This is a genomic window from Sphingobium sp. CR28 (assembly GCF_052327305.1).
Lineage (GTDB): Bacteria > Pseudomonadota > Alphaproteobacteria > Sphingomonadales > Sphingomonadaceae > Sphingobium.
In genome coordinates this window covers 300,280-319,707 of the sequence record NZ_CP182486.1, presented here as the reverse complement: position 1 = coordinate 319,707, position 19,428 = coordinate 300,280, and the positions used below count along the sequence as shown (strand labels likewise).

Annotated in this window: 6 protein-coding genes and 1 pseudogene; all 7 read right to left on the bottom strand. The window is 62.7% G+C overall.

Going from position 1 to position 19,428, the window contains the following annotated elements; genetic code table 11:
- Positions 1-145 precede the first annotated feature (145 nt).
- Complete coding sequence (locus ACNAOH_RS01450) at positions 146-3,835, bottom strand: hypothetical protein (RefSeq protein ID WP_443971012.1); 3,690 nt, start codon at positions 3,833-3,835, stop codon at positions 146-148.
- 14 nt (positions 3,836-3,849) lie between these two features.
- Complete coding sequence (locus tag ACNAOH_RS01445; RefSeq protein WP_443971011.1) at positions 3,850-11,568, bottom strand: DUF6923 family protein; 7,719 nt, start codon at positions 11,566-11,568, stop codon at positions 3,850-3,852.
- Between the two features lie 436 nt (positions 11,569-12,004).
- Positions 12,005-12,289, bottom strand: a pseudogene (locus ACNAOH_RS01440) (transposase); the annotation flags it as partial.
- A 266-nt stretch (positions 12,290-12,555) separates the two neighbouring features.
- Positions 12,556-13,911, bottom strand: coding sequence for an FAD/NAD(P)-binding protein (locus tag ACNAOH_RS01435; protein WP_443971010.1), 1,356 nt, complete (start codon positions 13,909-13,911; stop codon positions 12,556-12,558).
- Positions 13,912-13,955: 44 nt separating this feature from the next.
- Positions 13,956-15,179 (bottom strand): threonine synthase, encoded by a 1,224-nt coding sequence (locus ACNAOH_RS01430; protein ID WP_443971009.1) that lies wholly within the window; start codon positions 15,177-15,179, stop codon positions 13,956-13,958.
- Positions 15,180-15,201: 22 nt separating this feature from the next.
- Positions 15,202-16,515 (bottom strand): dicarboxylate/amino acid:cation symporter, encoded by a 1,314-nt coding sequence (locus ACNAOH_RS01425; RefSeq protein WP_443971008.1) that lies wholly within the window; start codon positions 16,513-16,515, stop codon positions 15,202-15,204.
- A gap of 54 nt (positions 16,516-16,569) precedes the next feature.
- The gene (locus ACNAOH_RS01420; RefSeq protein WP_443971007.1) at positions 16,570-19,404 is read right to left on the bottom strand and encodes a M14 family metallopeptidase; all 2,835 of its coding nucleotides are present in this window, start codon (positions 19,402-19,404) and stop codon (positions 16,570-16,572) included.
- Positions 19,405-19,428: the final 24 nt, after the last annotated feature.

Sequence of the window (19,428 nt, the reverse complement as noted above, 5' to 3'; positions counted from 1 at the left end):
GAAGCTCCGGATTTGCTTGCTTGGCTCGGCAGGGGCAACTGGAATGTCCGCTATCGCTCCTTGCCGTGGCAACGCGCTTCTAAGTGACAGCGGCCATCACCGCTCAGCACGTCCCGGCAAAATTCGATGAGCTGTCTGGCCGGGATCAATACCTCCCCACCAGATTGATGAAGAAGCCTTTCTGGTCGTAGCCAAACCTGGTGAGGTCGTCGGAGAACTGCGTGAAGTTGTATCCCGCCCCGATCCTGAAGTTTTTGGCGACGTCGCGGTCGAGCCCGACGAGGAAGCCGTGCCTGGTGCCGCCGTCCTTCACGTCGAGGACGCGATACTCGGCAAGAGCGTGCCATTTGGAGAGGACCTCGTAGCGAACCTGACCGGCGGCAAAGTTGGTCGCGGAATCGAACCATTGGCCCGAGCCGCGCCCTATACGGACCTCGCCGTCGCGGCGGGCCAGCTTGAGCGCAAACTCCCAATGATGGTCGAGCCGGTGGACGCCTTCGAGCGAGAATATCTGTGATTTCTGATCATAGTCCGCGCCGCCTTCCTGACCCAGGGTGGCGAGGTCATAAAGATAGGTGTAGCGGCCGAAGACACCCCACCGGGTGTTGTTCCAGGGACGCCAGGCGAACCCGACATTGCCCTCGACGAACTTCGCACCGGCGAGTGGATTGATGTTATCGGTCGTGTCCGAATAGTTGAACCGTGCCGCGACCCGCCAGCTCTCGTTGATCTTGTGGGTGATACGGTTGGTGGTGACCCATTGCTCGCGGCGCTCGGCGCCCGTGTCGCGCCGCCATTCGAGCTTGCTCTGCCAGTCGGTGTCGGGCGAGGTACGGCCGAGGCGCACGCTGACCGCGCGCCGGTCGACAATGCCGCCCAGTTGGTTGCGCAATTCGCCCGTCTGATAGGTGACGCCGGTGCTCCAGCCCTGGGCGGGATAGAAGTCGAGGCCATAGGTATGGGCGAGGCCCGACTGGGTCGGTTCCTTGAGATACTGGCTCTCGTTGAAGATGTTGACCTGATTGGACAAACGCCAGCGCTGCCCCAGCGTCCATCCGTTCTGACGGTTGGGATTGAGGAGGTTTTCATACTCCGTCGTGTCGGTCGAATAGGTGTAAGCGCCGTAGATGGTATGATCGGGCGCGAGCTTATATTCGGCGTTGACGGTCGCAGCGTCGCCGCGATCACCGGTGCTCACCTCCGCGCCGACCGAAGACTGGTTGCCGAACAGATAGCGGCCGCCGGCAAGGACCATGTCGTTGCTGCGATAGCGGCCATTGTCGTCGTCGAGCGTCAGCTGGCCCTGCGCATAGAGGTCGAGCGCGGTGCCGATGCGGCGGGTATATTTGAGCGCACCGAGCATGCCGTCGGCATTGGCATAGGCCGAGTTCTCGTCGACGCGGCGAACCTCGGCTGCGAGGCTGTTCGCGTCGTCGATCCGCCAGTCAAGGCTGCCCTGCATCTGGAGGAAGCTGTTGGGGCCGCTCTCGGCCTTGCTGTAGCGTCCGTAGATGCCGAGGTTCGGCGTGATCTGGCCGAGCACTTCGCCACCATATTCGGTGGTGGGAAGGCCGGTATTGTAGCGGCTGGTCGAGTAGCCGGCATCGGTATCGCGCCACCAGGCGGCAGCACTCCAGTCTAGCGCCACCCAGCCCAGTTCAGTGAAGTTGACGCGCGCCTCAATGGACTTGGCGTCGCCTTCCTGCGGGCCAGTGCTGGTCAGCCGTGTGAAGTCGAAGCCGCCATTGGTGGAGAAGAAGGTCGGCGCGACCAGCGCCTCGGTATGGGCGAACTCGCCCTTGAGGTATGTGCCTTTGCCCGCCTGCAGCGTGATGTCGCCGCCATAAAGGGTATAATCCTCGCCGGCGCGGTTCTCGTCGACATAGGTTGCGCCGAGGCCGATATGGTCGCCAAACCATTGCTTGCCACGGAAGCCAGCGGTGATCTCGTCGCTGTCGAAGCTTGAGGGCACCCATTCATAATCAACGATCAGCCGCTGCTCGAAGCCGTCGAGTGGTGTGTCGCGCGTGAGCGTGGGCACATTCTCCCGCGTGATCTGGGCGAGCGGGCGGGTGAGAATGATGCGGCCCTGCAACTCGTCGATCTCATAGTCCGCCCCGCGTGTGAGTTGGATTCGGTTCTCAGGGCGGCCGGTGGTGCGGTCCCTGATCTCGAGATAGACGACGTCGGAACCGGGCAGAAGGTCGGCATGGCGCAGATAATAGAGACTGCCGCCGGTGCCGATGAACTCATTGTGGCCCGGCGCGGTCTGCGCCTGCGAGCCGAAGGCGCGCACTTCCGTTTTCGGGTCGCCCCACAGATTGTTGCCGTTCGAGCGGAAGTTCAGCGCCGCGCCGTAGAGCGAGCGGATATATTGCGCATAGTCGGTGCCGGTGATTCCGGTCTGGTAGTTACCCCAAAGTGCCTGGTTCTTGTCCCAGTCGACGCGCAGATAGAAGCGCCCCATCGTGTCGATGTCGCGGTAGGTGGTCGAGTCATCGCCATAGACGGGATAATAGAGATCGGGATCGAGCCGCCGGAAGATGTCCTGCGGATCGGCCTTGCCGAAGCCCTTGAACAGATCGGCGATGTCGCGCTCGGTGGTATCGGCCTGCGCGGTCACCAGATAGCGGCCGCCCAGTTTGGACTTAAGGTAGAAGGCGAGGCGACCATCGGCGAGGATGTCGTCGTTCGCACGCGGGTCGCCCGCGAACGGTTCGATCGAGCCGGAGATGTCGTTCTGCGAAATGGTGAGATCGGCAATGCCGACCCCGAAGAAGTAGCGGCCCCTCACATCTACATCGAGCGTGTGATGCTGGGCTGGTCCATCGCCATTGCCCGTGAGTGCGATATCGAAGCTGTGCCGGCCGATGGGCGAGAGATATTCGGCGACGAACTTGCGTTCCAGATCGACCGGATAGGATTCGCCGTTGATCGTGAGTTGCTCGTTCTGCGGCAGATTGCGGCCCTGGATGCGGATGCGCGAGCCGCGAATGGCGATGTTCTGCTGGCGCAGGCCATTGCCGCTGAACACGTCGTCGATCAGGTTCTGGGTTTGCGCCTGTTGGATCGTGAGAGCGGTACCGAGCGTCTTCTCGACATTGTTGCGGAGCAACTGGTTATTGCGCGCAACGTCCTCGGGCCGCACCAATTGCAGCCGGCGTTGGGTCGTCTCATCGAACGCGCCATTCTCGCCATAGGCACGAAGCACATAGATGAGCTCGTCGCCAACGCGGAACCGGTATTTGCCGGGAAGTGCGCCGTCCCAATTGACCTGCGTGACGGCGGCAACGTCGAGCGGTACGATTGCCAGCGGCTCGATGAGGTCGGCGTCGGTGCTGCGATAGATCGAGATTTCCAGCTTCCTGATGAAGCCGGGATAGTTGCCGCGCACGAAGAACTGGACCGGATCGACAATCCGCGTGCCGTCATAGGCGACCATGGACGGCGCCGACACGGAAAGCTCGGGCTGGCCAAGTGTCGGGTCCTCACTCGCCCAGATCACGCCGCCGTTGGGAAGCGAGATCGAGAACTTGCCGAGTGCCGTCGCCTGTCCAGGCTGCTCCGTGGCGATGGTCACGCGTCGGTCGGGTTGCAGGGCGTCCGACGATGAGCGCTCGTTGGTGCCAGTCGTGATCGGCCGCGCATAGCTGCGGGTCCGCAGACGGAAGACGGTGCCGCTGCCGTCCGTGCAGCTATCGTCGGAACAGTCGAGCGCTTCGCCACTCTCGTCGGCACGATCGTCCGCGGTCTGCGTTGCATTCTGGGCGAGCGCTGGCATCGCGACGCTGGCCATCAGGCTGGCGAGGGTGAGGTTGAGGAGCTGGTTTTTCATGGTCTGGCCCTCCCTCACTTCCGCTCGCCGACGGGAGCCGTCGGATCGTTGCTGCTCTCGACACGGAACTTGCTTCGGATGTCTGGTGGGACCCGTTCGGCGATCGCGTCATAGACCGCCCTGGCGCGCCGCATGCCGAGCGCTGTGTTGTAGTCGAACGAGGCGCGGACATCGCTGTGGCCCACGATCGCGATGATCCCGCCGCCCTGTTTGGCGATCCAGGCCGCGACCTTGTCGAGTAGCGGCCCGAACTCAGGCCTAATGTCCGACTTGTCAGTGTCGAACAGGACGGTTCCCAACAGGGCACCACCCTCATCGATCCCGACCACCATCGAGCCTGGATCATCGACCTTCCCGCGTGCGATGATGGCGAGGTTGCGCGCCGAAGCCGGATCCAGCAGGGGGAGGAGGGATGCCTTCACCGCCTCGGCGCGCTCGAACGCCAGCGCCTCTGTGTCGCCGTTGGCGTCGATGATGACTTCACCGCCCTGATATTCATTCACTTTGGCGGCCATGCGCTGGATTACAGGATGATATTGCTCGCGAACCTCGGTGCTGCCCGGCGCGAAGATCACGCGGCCCAACTCCAGTTCGATGGTCTCCGTGCGGCTCTCCATCAGCGCGACGGGGAGCTTCACACCCCAGTCGAACCGGACGGGCACGCCCGGGGTGATCCGGCGCAGCAACGGATTGTCGGTGATGAAGGTCGCGCCATCGGACAGGGTGGTGGGATCGACCTTCAGGATGAAGTTGCGCCCGCGCTGCCATTGGCCTCCGGCCACGCCCTCGAGATGATAGCGGCCATATTGATCGGTCTCCATGATGAGACCCTCGACCGACGCGATGCGCACGCCGGGGATACCGCGCTCGTCGATGCCGGCATTTTCGACGACATAGTCAACCACATAACCGCCATCGCCCTGGGAGACCTGCCGAGTGACCCGCGGCTCGGCGCCGTTCAGGCCCTTGGCCGCGTCACCGCTCTTCTCGATACGGGTCTCGCCGGCTGCATTCATCCGGATGGTGACACCCTGATCATTGGTGAGGATGAAATCGTCGGTAAAGGCCGGCACGCTCAGCTTTTGGCGGATCACGATGCGATGCTTATCGACCGGATCGGCCTCCGACTGGCGGGCATTGAGGCTGCCGAGCCTGATGCCGTGCAGCATGGGCGCGCTCGCATCGGGCTCGGGCACCATGCCCTGGCCGCGATCGACCAGCGTTGAGCCGGCAATATAGGCCGCGGGCGCGAACCCGCCCTGGACGTGCAAGCCAGAGAGCGCCGCACTATCCTGCCAGCCGTCCCCGTCACGATCGTCAAACACAGTGCCGAACACCAGAGTTTCGTCGACCAGCGGATCGCCGATCAGCTCGACCTGCGCAGTCGCCACGTTGGAGACCGGCACACTGGTTCCGGACCAGGCCTGGGCCTGGTTGATGTGCGTGCCCCGGCGGACGCCGGCCCCCACCCGCATCAGATAGGCGAGCGTGGCGGTCTCCCCGGCGCGAACGTCGACGCCTTCGAAACGCAGCGGGCTCTGGCCAGAGACGCTGGCCATATTGTCACCATCGACGACCTGCAGCGAACCTTCGACGTAGGTGAAGCCGGCCGGCGGCATATCGACGATGTTACCGCCGATCAGGTCGCGCTCGCCGACATTCTCGACCGAGAGCGTGTAGCGGACCAGATCGCCGATCCTGACCTCGCGCACCGCGGCGGTCTTGACGAGGCGGATCAGCGGGAGTTCGACCTTGTGCTCGGTGGCGCAGGCGTCGCAGCTCGGCACCGAGGTTCCGCCACCACCGGCAGCGGTCACCAGATTCCGTACCGTCTCGCCAGCTCTGTCATTGACAGTCGCCGTGTAGGTCAGGCTGTGCGTCCCGACCGGCATACCGGCGGGCAGGGTGCAGGTGATGGTCTCGCCGGTTGCGACGCAGCTGGCCGGCATGTTGACGATCGTCAGGCCCGGATCAGGCGTGTCGACCAGGACCAGAGGCTCGGTCGTCGCGCCGTTCGCGACGGTGGCGATCAGCGAATAGTTGATCGTCTGCCCCATCTGAATGGCCTCGCCCGCCGCAGGATCGGCCGACTTGGCGACACTGATGACAGGAGACGCAACCGGCGTGTCAGTGTCGCAAGTGTCAGCGCAGGTGGGTGTATTATCGCCGGCGCCGACCACACTGTTATTCACCGAGACCGACGCCTGCGCGTTGACGGTCGCCGTATAGATGAGGCTGTACGCGCCCGGAGCCGTACCGGCGGGGAGCGTGCACACCAGCGGGTTCGCCGCGTTGCAGGTGAAGATGCCAGCATTGGTGACGGCGGTTAAATCGAGACCCGTGCCGAGCGTGTCGGTGAGCGTCAGAATGGCGGTCGTCGGCGAATTGGTGACCGTCGCCGTCAGCGTGTAGGTCAGCAGGTCGCCGGCTTTCACTTCGGCCGGACCGGTCACCGACTTGGCATAGGTCACCGTTGGCGCCGACAAGGGCGTATCGGTGTTGCAACTGCCTGCGCAGGTGGGATTATCGCCGCCTGTGCCGACCACGACATTGCTGACCGAACCGGTGGCCTGGTTGTTGACGGTTGCGGTGTAGGTGAGGCTGTAGGTCCCGACAGCGGTTCCTGCCGGGAGCGTGCAGACCAACGGGTTCGCCGCGTTGCAGGTGAAGATACCCGCATTGGTGACCGCGGTGAAATCGAGGCCCGCGCTCATCGTGTCGGTGAGGGTCAAGACGGCTGTGGTCGGCGAGTTCGCGACCGTCGCGGTGAGCGTGTAGGTCAGGACATCGCCAACATTCGCCGTGGCAGCGGGCGCCGTCACCGCCTTGGCATAGGTGACTGTCGGATCCGCGACCGGCGTGTCGGTGCCGCAGTTGGTGGTGCAGGTGGGATTATCCCCGCCCGAGCCGACCACGACATTGCTGACTGTCCCCGTCGCCGCTGCGTTGACGGTTGCGGTATAGACGACACTGTAGGTGCCGGGGCCTGAGCCGGCAGGCAGGGTGAAGCGCACGATCGGAGCGCCGGATGCGTCGACGCTGTAGGCGCCGGCATTGACCACCGCCGTGAAGTCGAGACCGGTGCCAAGCGTGTCGGTGAGGAGAACGATGTCCGAGGTGGTCATCGAGTTCGTAACCGTTGTCGTCAGCGTGAAGGTGATGACGTCGCCGGTCGAAACCGGGCCGGCTGTGTTCGCGGTCTTGGCATAGGTGACGGCAGGCGCGATAACTGGCGTGTCGATATCGCAGTCGCCGGTGCAGGTGGGATTGTCGGATCCCGAGCCCAGCACCACGTTTCTGACGGTCCCGGTCGCGCTCGCATTGACGGTAGCCGTATAGGTGAGACTGTATGTGCCAGGTACGGTGCCGGCAGGCAGCGTGCAGACCAGCGGGTTTGCTGCGTTGCAGGTAAAGATACCCGCATTGGTGACAGCTGTGAAATCGAGGCCAGTACCCAGCGTGTCGGTGAGCGTGACAACGCCGGCGGTGGCCGAGTTGGCGATCGTCGCAGTCAGGGTGTAACTGATGACGTCGCCGACCTGGACCTGGGTCGCATTGGCGCTCTTGGCGTAAGTGACGGTTGGGTTTTCGACCGGGGTGTCGGTACCGCACTGGGTGGTGCAGGTCGGATTATCGCCGCCCGAGCCGACCACGACATTGCTGACCGAACCGGTCGCCGTGGCACTGACGGTCGCGGTGTAGACGACGCTGTAGGTGCCCGGACCGGTCCCGGCCGGCAACGTAAAGCGCACGACCGGGGCGCCGGATGCATCGACGCTATAGGCGCCGGCGCTGACGACAGCGGTGAAGTCGAGGCCGCTCCCGAGCGTGTCGGTGAGCAGGACCACATCCGATGTCGTCATCGAGTTGGCAACGGTCGTCGTCAGCGTGAAGGTGATGACGTCGCCCGCCGAGACCGGTCCCGGAGTGCTGGCGGTCTTGGCATAGGTGACCTCAGGCTCGATTACGGGCGTATCGGTGGTGCACGAGCCGGTGCAGGCCGGATTGTCGGATCCGGTGCCGAGGACGGCATTGGTGACGCTGCCCGTCGCCGATGCGTTGACGGTCGCCGTGTAGGTGAGGCTGTAGGTACCAGCCGACGTTCCGGCGGGCAGCGTGCAGACCAGCGGATTTCCGGGCGTACAGGCGAACGCGCCCGCACTTGTGACGCTGCCGAAATCCAGGCCGGTGCCGAGCGTGTCGGTGAGCGTCAGGACCCCGTTGGTGGCCGCATTTGCGACCGTGGCGGTCAGCGTATAGCTGATCGTGTCGCCGACCTTGACCTGGGTCGCGCTCGCGCTCTTGCCATAGGACACCACGGGATCTTCGACCTGCGTTTCGGTGCCGCAATTGGTAGTGCAGGTCGGATTGTCTCCGCCGGTTCCGACCACCGCATTCGAGACCGCGTCCGAAGCCTGGGCGTTGACCGTTGCGGTATAGACGGCCTCATAAATGCCCGGTCCGGTGCCTGCCGGAAGCCTGAACTCGACCACCGGTGCGCCCGATGCATCGACACTATAGGCGCCGGCGCTGGTAACCGCGGTGAAATCGAGACCGGTGCCCAGCGTGTCGGTGAGGAGCACGATATCCGACGTGGTCTGCGAATTCGCCACGGTTGTCCGAAGCGTGAAGGTGATCACGTCGCCGACGCTGACGGGGCCCGCGGTGTCGGCAAACTTCGCGTAGGTGACGGCAGGTGCGATGACCGTCGTATCGGTGTCGCAGTCGCCCGCACATGCCGGGTCGTCAGGACCGGAACCAAGGACGGCGTTGGTGACGCTCCCCGTGGCGGAGTTGTTCACGACGGCATTGTAAGTGAGGCTGTAGGTACCGACCGGCGTCCCCGCAGGCAGCGTGCAGACAAGCGGATTGCCGGGCGCACAGCTATAGCTGCCGGCACTCGTCACCCCGTCGAAGTCCAGCCCGGCGCCAAGCGTGTCGGTCAGCGTGACGACGCCGGTGGTCTGCGAGTTCGTCACAATGGCGGTCAGTGTGTAGGCGATCGTGTCGCCGACGCTGACGCTCGAGGCGCTCGTGCTCTTCGAATAAGTGACCTCGGACGGCGTGACATTCGTCGTCGTGTCGCAGACGCCGCCGCAGGTCGGATCGTCGGGCCCGGATCCCAGAACCGCGTTGGTCACGCTGCCCACGGCATCGTCGTTGACCGTGGCGGTATAGGTCAGATCATAGGTGCCGACGGGCGTTCCTGCGGGCAAGGTGCAGGAAAGCGGATTTCCAGGCGTACAGCTGAAAACGCCCGCGCCGGTGACCGCCGTGAAATCGAGCCCTGTTCCCAGTGTGTCAGTGAGCGTGACAAGACCGGTCGTCGGCGAATTGCCGACGGTGACGCTCAGCGTATAGGTCAGCGTATCGCCGACCGCTACGGTTGCTCCGGGCGCGACCACGCTCTTCGCGTAGGTGACACTCGGATCGGCAACGGGCGTGTCGGTACCGCAGGCGGTCGTGCAAGTGGGATTGTCGCCCCCCGTTCCCACGACGACATTGCTCACGGAGCCCGTCGCATCGGGTGTCACGATAGCGGTATATACGGCCGAATAGCTGCCCGGCCCGGTGCCGGCAGGCAGCGTGAACCGGATCACCGGATCGCCGGAAGTGTCGACCCCGTAGATGCCCGGGCTCGTGACGGCGACGAAATCGAGCCCCGTGCCGAGCGTATCGGTGAGCAGCACGACATCGGAGGTGATCAGCGAATTGGTGATCGTCGTCGTGAGCGTGAAGGTGATGACGTCGCCCGTCGAAACCGGTCCGGCCGTGTCGGCGCTCTTGGCAAAGGTAACGTCAGGCGCAACGATCGTCGTATCGGTGTCGCAAGCGCCTTCGCAGGTCGGATTGTTGCCGCCCGTGGGAACGACGACGTTCGAGACGCTGCCGGTCGCGGACGCGTTCACAGTCGCCGTATAGGTAAGGCTGTAGGTGCCGACCGGCGTTCCCGCCGGCAAGGTGCAGACAAGCGGGTTTCCGCTTCCGCAGGTAAAGGCTCCGGCGCTGGTCACCGCTGTGAAATCGAGCCCCGTGCCAAGCGTGTCGGTCAGCGTGAGCTGCTCGGTGGTCGGGGAGTGAAACACCCGGGCCGTCAATATGTATTCGATGACATCGCCGACTGCGGCGTTCGTCGCCGTCGTGCTCTTGGAATAGGTAACGGCCGGCGCCACCGGCGTGACGACGCACTGTCCCGATGGGCAGCTGGGCGTCGGTCCGTCCGGGTCGCGGGCGAGGTTGGCGACCTGCGTCAAGCCGGGGGGCAGCGGATTGTTGACCTGCGTTACGACCGTGAGGGTAAGCGAACCGCCGGCAGGGATGGACAGATTTGTCCATTCGACATTGCCGCCGCTCAGCGCTCCGCCGCCGGTGGCACTGATAAAGCTTGTATTGGTGTCGAGCGTATCGATCAGGTCGTAGGTGCTGACCGCGATCGTGCCCGTGTTCGTCAGGCTGATCTCATAGGTCAGCTGCTCGCCTGCTTCGGCGAGGTTTGCCAGCGCGCCGCTTTCGGCGACCAGCGATTTCGCAACTACAATCCCCGCATCGACATCGGTGGCGCTGTTGTTTGCCGGGTTGGTATCGAGCGCGGTATCGGGCGGCGTAACGGTCGCCGTGTTGGTGAGATCTCCCGAATAGCCTGACGGGATCTGCACGGTCATCGTATATGTGAGGGATGCGCCGACTGGCAGGTCGACCGTCTGACCGGCAATCGCGCCAGTTCCACTGGACTGGCCGCATGCCCCGCCACCGGTGGCTGCGCCGCAGGTCCAGTTCGCAGACGTAATGCCGCTCGGAAGCGGATCGTTGACCACCGCGCCCTGGACACCGAAAGGCCCGCTGTTGCTTACCACGATGCGGTAGGTCCGGCTCCCGCCGGCCGTGTAAAAGTCCGTATTATCGGTCTTGGTGATAGAAAGGTCGGCGCCGAACTGCAGCGGCGTGCTGAAACACTTGGCGCCGTCGTTGTTCGTCGTCACCGGCGAGGACGAGATGAGGGTCGCGACGCCCGTCTGGAGGTTGAACTGATAGAAGCCGCCATCGTTATTGATGCCGAAGACCCCGTTTGATGCGCTGACGAATGCTCCGAATTGTCCGCCCACGCCCGACGAACCGATGTTCTGGACCTGGCCGCTGGTGGGATCGATCGAATAGAAAATGCCGTTGGTCGCGTCGTGCGAATAGAGGCGGCCATTGTACCAGGCCATATCGGTCGAGCTGCGCGACTGCGACATGTTCACGCGCGTCGCAACGCGGCTCGACAGATCGACACGATAAATGGCGGCATCGCTGGCCGCCTGATATTTCAGATAGAAGAAGCCGTCCGAACCGATTTCGCCGGCCACAGGATAGCCGGTGGGTATGTTGATATTGCCTCCGGTTATCGTGCCGACAACCTGCACCGCACCGTTGCTTCCGATCCGTAAGAGACGGACATTCGACCCGCTCGGCCGATCGATGCCGTAAATGTAATTGTCGGCGGGGTTGTACGCGATAGCGTTGTATGCGCTGCCGAATGCCGACCCGATGGAAGGGTAGGTGAACGGATTCGTCGCCGTATTGACGCGAAACAATTGGGTCGGAACATTCTGCCCAAGATAAACGTCGGATGTGCAGCCGGGAAAGGGTGGTGGCGTGGATTGTGCGAAGGCAGGGGCGGGAAAGTACAGCGTTTGAAGGATCGCAATCGCCGCGATCAGCGAAATGAAAACAAGCTTTCGCGTGCTTTCCAAGAAGCGACTCAAGAATCCCGTTACGTCGAGAGCTGACACACTGCTCCCGTTGTCAACGAGCTTCCACATACACTTCCCCCATGCCCCATTGATCATTCAATGGGGCATGGTCGCATTTAAAAATCTGTTAATCGGTGGACGATCTCATTGAAAGATGACGCTTTCAGGGAACGGCGACGCCTGAAATCGCGATTTTCAGCCTCGTCCCGAAGCTGGAAAGCTCGCTCATTTACGCGTAGGAGACAGATACTGAAAATCTAGCTTTTGCCTTCATTCAGCGGGAGCGGTCGCAGGCACAATAGCAGGATAAGGCTGAATGACCGACGCTAGTGGGATGCTGTTGAAGAAGTGGCTTTCTGGCGCAGGCTGGGAGCATCTCTGAGCGCTGGCGAGCACGCCCTTCCTCTTCAGGCTGGCATTGTTTGGGCGGGCATCGGATGATCTTTGCCATCTTGCGCAGGTTCTGTGCGGTGGCAGCGAGAGGGAACTCGTCTTTCACACCATTGGGACCGCGTAGGCGCAGCCGGTCGAGCTTCAGGATGCGTTTGAGGTGGGTGAACAGCATCTCGACCTTCTTTCCCTGTCGCCGTGAGGTGGCGTAAGCATCGGCGGTGGCGATGTCCCGCGCGCCTTCATGGATGGAGCGCACGATGTTGCGAGCGGGTGTGTTGGGCGTGCAGCTGGGTCGCAGCGCGCAAGGGCAGTCCTGCTGGCGGGCGCGGGTTGCATCTACCAGTGTATACAAGACTTTTCATCGAGATACGCGCTCGTCGTATACATGGTCGTGTACACGAGATGAAAGGGTCATCACCCGCGATCAACGGCTATGACCGCCAACAAGCCGTTATGCGCGGTCGGATTTGAAATCTTTGCTGCCTCTGTCCAGAATGAAAGTACTGTTGAGACCAGTTAAAGCTGCCTCGAAATGCTCAGTCCGCATTCTGCGTCATTCCGGTTGGGAGGAGCGCGGCCTCCGCAGAAGCGGTACTACAGCCCTTCGGCTCCTATCCAGTGGGCATTGCTCAGCCTGCGTGCGAGCGCGAAAGTCTGAACCCGAATGTCGGGTACGGCGATGATTTCCCAGAAGGCGCTGCGCGTCATCGGGCCAACTGCAACCAGCCAGCTATTGGCATTGCCGTTCGCATCGATCGTCCTTGCGGATATATCTACGTCGAAGCCGAGCCGTAAGTCGTCCGGGCGGATCGATCCCCGCGCAACTAGGCGCAGCAGGAGAGGGTCGGAAGTGCTGGAGACGTCGCTGAGCGGACCGGTGCAATTGACGATCCGCTGTACAGAAAGCTGACGAGTATGGTCGCTCCCGCGTGGCCTCCATGATACAATCGCGCTCTCCCCACGTTCCTCCACCGCACACAGATTGCCCGCCCGCACGATTAGCTGTCCGGAAGCGCGCATCGCCGCAAGGCGCCTGTGGACCTCAGGTGCAATGCGGTGGCGATGCACATCCCACCATGGTCTTAGGTGCCGCAGGAAGCGACGTCGATCGGCAGGGCTCGCTGCGAGCCACAACTCCCTCGTAAACGGACGCAGTTCGTCCACCGCGCCGCGCCACCCGATGCTGTTTGCGCGATCGCGCACGGTACGCACCAATTTGGATGCGTTGTAGAGTGGCCGCTCGCGTAGGGGCGGGGTTGGGCCCGTGGAGAGATCATGTGGGTGAGGAACAAGGCCGCGCCGCGACAGGGCGACGACCTTGCCGGAGAAGGGGCGGGCTGAGAGTGACAGCGCAACATCGACCATGGTTAGGCCTGTCCCCAGGATCAGCACCGTGTCCTCCGGTCCAAGGCCATCCAGGGCGGCGCTGTGCCAGGGATCAGGTACGTAGCGCCCCTCGGCTAGCCCGTGCATTTTAGCCGGAAGCGCGGGTGCAAGATTGCCTATCGCAAGCACCGCCACATCGGCATCGATAACCTTCGACCGCAGATGCACACGGGCTCCGTTGCCATGTTGCGTCACATCCTGCGCCTCGTCATGGAGCAGGACAAAGCGGTCAGGATATCCTCGCAAGGCATTCGCCAGCAGGTCGCCCACGTAAGTGCCATAAGTGAGACGCGGGGCGAATGTAGTAGCTGCGTTGTCGATGCCTCTCTGCTGCAACCATCGCACGAAATGATACGGATCGTCAGGGAAGGCGCTCATTCCGGACGCTGGGACATTGAGTAGATGGCCGGGATGCGCCGCGCCATAGGCAAGCCCTCGACCTGGTGCGCTGGCCCTTTCTATAAGGGTAACACGCGCTTCGCCGTGGCGGAGCAGGTTGATTGCTTGCAGCGTACCGGAGAAGCCGCCTCCAATGATCACGACATGCTCAATCAAGCGGGGCAAAGCTGGTGCCCTTGGACGAGAGGCCGGCACGGTGAACTTTTGCGTCACAAACTGGCTAGATCAATCGGCGCGGTCCGATCCAGCCAGGCGTCCGCTGGCGGCATGGGATATTTGAGGCCCGTGGCGCAGTTGAACAGAACGACCTTTTCCTCCGCATCAACGATCCCGTCCCGCAATGTCTGAAGGTAGGCGGCCAGCGTGGCTCCGCCTTCCGGGCAGAGAAAAAGGCCATCCTTCCGGGCGCAGGCATCGACTGCGGCGAGGATCGCGTCATCGTCCACGGCGATCGCACGGCCACCCGATTCCCTCACTGCCCGCAGAATGAGGAAATCGCCGACCGCCTTCGGTACGCGAATACCCGCCGCGACGGTGGCGGCGTCTTCCCAGCGCTCGGCATGTTCGACGCCTGCCTCGAACGCACGGACGATGGGCGCGCAGCCCGAGGCCTGCACGGCATACATCCGCGGCCGCTTCGATCCGATCCAGCCGAGACGTTCCAGTTCATCGAACGCCTTCCACATACCAATGAGGCCCGTGCCGCCGCCGGTGGGATAGAAGATGGCGTCTGGCAGCTCCCAGCCGAGCTGCGCGGCGAGCTCCAGGCCCATCGTCTTCTTGCCCTCGATCCGATAAGGCTCCTTGAGCGTCGAGAAATCGAACCAGAGGCCCTCTGCGGCGCCACGGCCAACGATCGCGCCGCATTCGTCGATCTGGCCGTTCACGCGATAGACCCGCGCGCCCTGCTGGGCGATCTCGCGCACATTCACTTCCGGCGTCTCTTCAGGACACAGGATGACGGTCTCTATCCCGCAACGCGCCGCATAGGCAGCGAGGGCCGCGCCGGCATTGCCGTTGGTCGGCATTGCAATACGGGTGATGCCAAGCTCTCGCGCCATCGCAACGGCTATCACCAGCCCGCGCGCCTTGAAGGAGCCGGTCGGCAGGCGTCCCTCATCCTTGACGAGCGCGTTGGCGCCGCCCGAGAGCGGAATAGGCACTAGCGGTGTCTCAATCTCGCCCAGCGAGACAATGTTTTGCGTGCTTCTTACTGGAAGAAGTTCGCGCCATCGCCACAGATCGGTCTCGCGCGCGGCAAGCGCATCGCGGGAGAGCACCTGTCCCATGGCTTCGAGATCATATTTGACGATAAGCGGGCGACCGACGCGAGAAAGGCCATGAAGACGATCGGCCTCGTAGCGTTCGCCGGTCATCGAGCATTCGAGATGCGTGACGAACGTGGGACGGTCTTCAATCAGATTCTGATTCATTGGGCCTGACCATTTCGCTTGTTCAAATGAGAGTTTCGGGAATGAGCGCAGCGTCTTGTGCCGGCCTCCCCTGACCGGCGAGCGGATCCGCCGACGGGAGATGAGCAGGAGGCGCGCCCCCCGCGGCGACGGACTTTTGTCCCCGATCGACGACGACTGCGGCGATGGCATTGCCGATCACGTTCGTTGCTGTGCGCCCCATATCCACGAAATGGTCGATGCCGAGTAACGCGAGCAGACCGGCCTCAGGGATGCCGAATTGCGGGAGCGTCGCTGCTAGCACGACAATTGCAGCGCGGGGCACCCCTGCCACGCCCTTGGACGTGATCATCAGTGTCAGCAGGATCGTGATCTGCTGAAAGAGATCCATCGGCACGCCATAGGCTTGCGCCAGGAATATCGCCGCGAAGGTGCAGTACATCATCGTGCCATCGAGATTGAACGAATAGCCCAGCGGCAGGACGAAGCCGGCGACACGCGGCTTCACCCCGAACCGCTCAAGCGCAGCAAAGGTCGGCGCCAGTGCCGCCTCGGACGAGGCGGTGGAGAAAGCAAGCATCAGCGGTTCGCGCAGCACGGCGGGCAGGCCGAAGATCCGCCGGCCAGCGACAAGTGCGCCGGCCGCGAACAGAAGCACCCACAGGAGCGCGATCCCGAGATAAAAGCCTCCGAGAAAACGGCCATAGATGAATAGGATAGCAGAGCCTTCTACCGCGATGGCAGCGGCGACAGCGGCGAAAACCGCGACCGGGGAAAGCCACATGACATAGCCCGTTAGACGCAGCATCAGAATGGCCAGAGCGTCCACGCCGCTTATCAGCGGCCGTGCGGCTGGCCCCATAGACATGAGGCCGACGCCTGCGAGCAGCGAGAACAGGACGATCTGGAGAACTTCGTTGTCGGCCATCGCGGCAATGATGGACGTAGGCACGAGATGGTTGAGGAAGTTTCCGAAGGTGAACGCCTCGATCGCCACGGGAGCAGCGGCATCGGATGCGACCAGATGCGCGCCGACGCCGGGCTGGAGCAGCGTGACAAGCCACAGGCCCAGGGTAAGCGATGCAAGCCCCGCACCCAGGAACCACGCGATGGTGCGCAGGCCGATCCGGCCCAGATTGCCGAGACTCTCCATGTGCGCGATGCCGCCGACAAGCGTGGCGAACACCAACGGCGCGATGATCATCTTGATGAGCCGCAGGAACAGGCTCGTGAGTATGGAAAGGCCACCCGCCAGTGCTACTCGCGCGTCCGGCGCGAGCATGGCATGGGCAGCGAAACCGGTGGCCAGGCCAAGCGCCAGCGCGGCCAGGATGAAAGGCGTCAGCGATCTTTTCATGAGTTGGGTGCCGGGTGGGAGGGAGCGGGGGGAAGAGCCGCTCCCTCCTGTGCCCTACTCGGCGGGCTGCGTCGTGGACGCGCCGCGCGTCAGGGCGGCTGTCTGCCCCTTCATGCTCGGCCCATAGAAGAGCCCGTTGAAGAGGAATTTGAACGTTGGATAAGGCTGGCCGCGCTGTGTGACTTCCGGCCCAAGCAGCAGGACGCGGCCCTTGCCGAGCGAGGCATCGACGATCGATGCGTTGCCATTGAGGATCTTCTGTCCCCATGCCCAGCCCGAGACGAGGGGATCATCGTTATAAAAGCTGGCAACCTTGCGCGCCGTGGGACTGTCTCCGGCGCCGGCGAACACCGGATTGTTGTTATAGAAGATATTCAGCGTTTCGGGCAGGCCGTAAGCGAGCGGATCGCTCGGATCGATCTTAGTGGTGAGGATCGAACCGGGCACATAATATTTGCTCGACGAGAGTGGCTGGGGCTTCCCGTCAGGCCCGTTGGGCGTGAGAATATTGGTGACCGGCACGCCGAGATCGGTGCCCATCGCCGCCGCATTGCCGATGGCGATCACGGTGCCGCCAGCCTTTGCGAAGGCAGCGATCTGCGGATAGGTCTTTTCCTTCGTTATGCTGCCGAGGCGCGCACGATATTCCGCCGGAATCTCGGCCGGGGTCGGTTGCCCACGACCGCCACCCCCACGACCCATTACGTCGCTCTGGAATACGAGAACGTCGTACTTCTTTTCAAGGCCGCCCTTGTCCAGTTCCTGCGGGAACACGAGCTTGTAGGGGAACTCGAAATTCTCGAAGATCCAGCGTGTCCAACCCGACGCCATCGAGCCGCCGTAGAGATCGACGAGACCGATGCGTACGGGCTTCACGGCCATCGTCTCGCCGGCCGGCTTCGCAGCGACAGCATAGGCATCGATGCCGAGGGGGCCGACGCTGTCCGCGACCACGCTCTTCGCCTTGGCTGAAGCCGGGATCCACAAGGCGCCCGGGGCCAGCGTCTGCCCCCCCACACTGGTCGGTGACTTGAGCCAGTAAACCGGCACTCCGGCCTTCAACAGGCGATTGGAGAGCATGAAGCTATTGTTCGTGGCGTGGCTGACGACGTAACCGGCCGCGCCATCGCCGATCACCGTGCCCGACGGCGGATTGTCCATCACATCGGGGATAAGCGGGAAGTGCTCGGGCGCACCATCCAGCATCCGGTCGAACGTGACGTTCATCTGCAGGGCGAGTGTATAGCCGGTCACGTCATATGGGCGGACCGGAGGGCCGCCGGGATAGGCGAAATCCTGCGGATGATCCTGCGGCTCGAACATGTCGAGCACGTGCGGGCGGAACGCTTGATCCGCCCGGACCACAAATGAGCCCGCCGCATAGGACTTGCCGCCGAAGCTGAATGCTGCCGGGGCACGCTCCACCTCGATACCCGTCTTGATGAGGGCATTGAGGAACTTGACGGTGGTCGGCATGTCCGGCTGACTGTCGGCCGGAATAATGTATGCCCGCGGCATGCGCTTGGCGGGATCCTGCAACACAGTCTTGTATAGATCCGAGGGAACGGGCCGGTCGCCACGACCAACCACCGTGGGGCCGCTATCCTGTTGCGCCGCCTCGGCTCCAGGCAGCTTGGCGGCCGCTGCACGCACCGCATCAAGTCCCTTGGGCGTGATGAGCCAACTGTCTGTGCTGCCCTTCTGGATCTGATTGCGACCCATGATGTAGCGATTATAGAGAACGATCTCCCGGTATCTCGACGCGTAGTCGAGGATCGCGCGGTTCATCTCCTTCACATAGTCGATCGACTGCTGGAAATGCCATTTCTGCGGAGCGATCGGCAGCACCTCGTCCTGGCGTGGTAGCGCCTTGTCGAGAACGAGGGGGATTTCCATCGGCGTCGGATTGCCGATGATCTCGGTGAGAATGCCGATCTGGTTGTGGAAATAGCCAATGGTGCGGATGCCACCATTGAACCAGGTGGAATAGGGCGCACCTGAGCGCATGACCGAACCGCCCTTGCCCTGGCTGACGAGCCGCGCATGCATCGCTTCACCGACCACGTCGGTCTGATTGATAACAAGCGGCTCGTTGTTGAAATTATAAGGGTCGCGGAACGGCGGGATGAACACCACTGCGCCTTCCGGGCCGGTCTGGTGCTGATTGTAGAGGATCTGCGGGAACCACTCGCGATAGCCGGCGCGATTCATATTCGTTGTTTCGGGCTGGGTCGAGGCGAAACTGTCGCGATTGTCGTCGTGACCGATATACTTCTGATAGAGCACCGGAATATTGGCCGAGTTGCGCTTCAGCGGGTCCGCCTGGCGCATGTACCAGTCCGCTACTAGCTCCAGGCCGTCGGGATTGGCGAAAACGAACAGCATGATATCGTCGTTCAGCAGGCGCAGTGTCTCGGGATCGTTCTGCGTGAGCATCTCATGGATAATCTGAATATGCGTCTGCGCGTTCACGACTTCCGTGGCGTGCAGACCCGCATCCATCCAGACAACGGCCTTGCCTTCGCGGGCGAGCGCATGTGCCTGCTCATCCGTAAGCCCCTTGGCGAGGGCGAGTTGCTGAGAGATCTGCCGGTACTTCTCCAAATTGCGGATATTCTCCGGCGCAGAAATGACTGCCATATATTGCTCGCGGTCCTCGGCAGTCTTGCCGATGCTGACCAGCTTCATCCGGTCGCTCTCTGTGGCGACCTTCTTGAGCCAAGCGGTAATCTGCGTGTAGTTCGCGAGGAAATAGTCGCTGCCCGGCTTGGCCGGCAGCATCTTCTCCGGCGCAGTGATTGCGGCGCTGGTCGCCGGAGCCGTCTGTGCCTGTACGGACGTAACCGCAATGGCCGCGAACATGGTAGTCGTCAGAAGAAACCCGCGCATTTTCTTTCCCCTTGGTAAGCCAGT

Excerpts from the sequence above, each read along its gene's own strand:
- ACNAOH_RS01425 (WP_443971008.1), bottom strand. The coding sequence starts at position 16,515 with ATGAAAAGATCGCTGACGCCTTTCATCCTGGCCGCGCTGGCGCTTGGC.
- ACNAOH_RS01450 (WP_443971012.1), bottom strand. The coding sequence starts at position 3,835 with ATGAAAAACCAGCTCCTCAACCTCACCCTCGCCAGCCTGATGGCCAGC.
- ACNAOH_RS01420 (WP_443971007.1), bottom strand. The coding sequence starts at position 19,404 with ATGCGCGGGTTTCTTCTGACGACTACCATGTTCGCGGCCATTGCGGTT.
- ACNAOH_RS01430 (WP_443971009.1), bottom strand. The coding sequence starts at position 15,179 with ATGAATCAGAATCTGATTGAAGACCGTCCCACGTTCGTCACGCATCTC.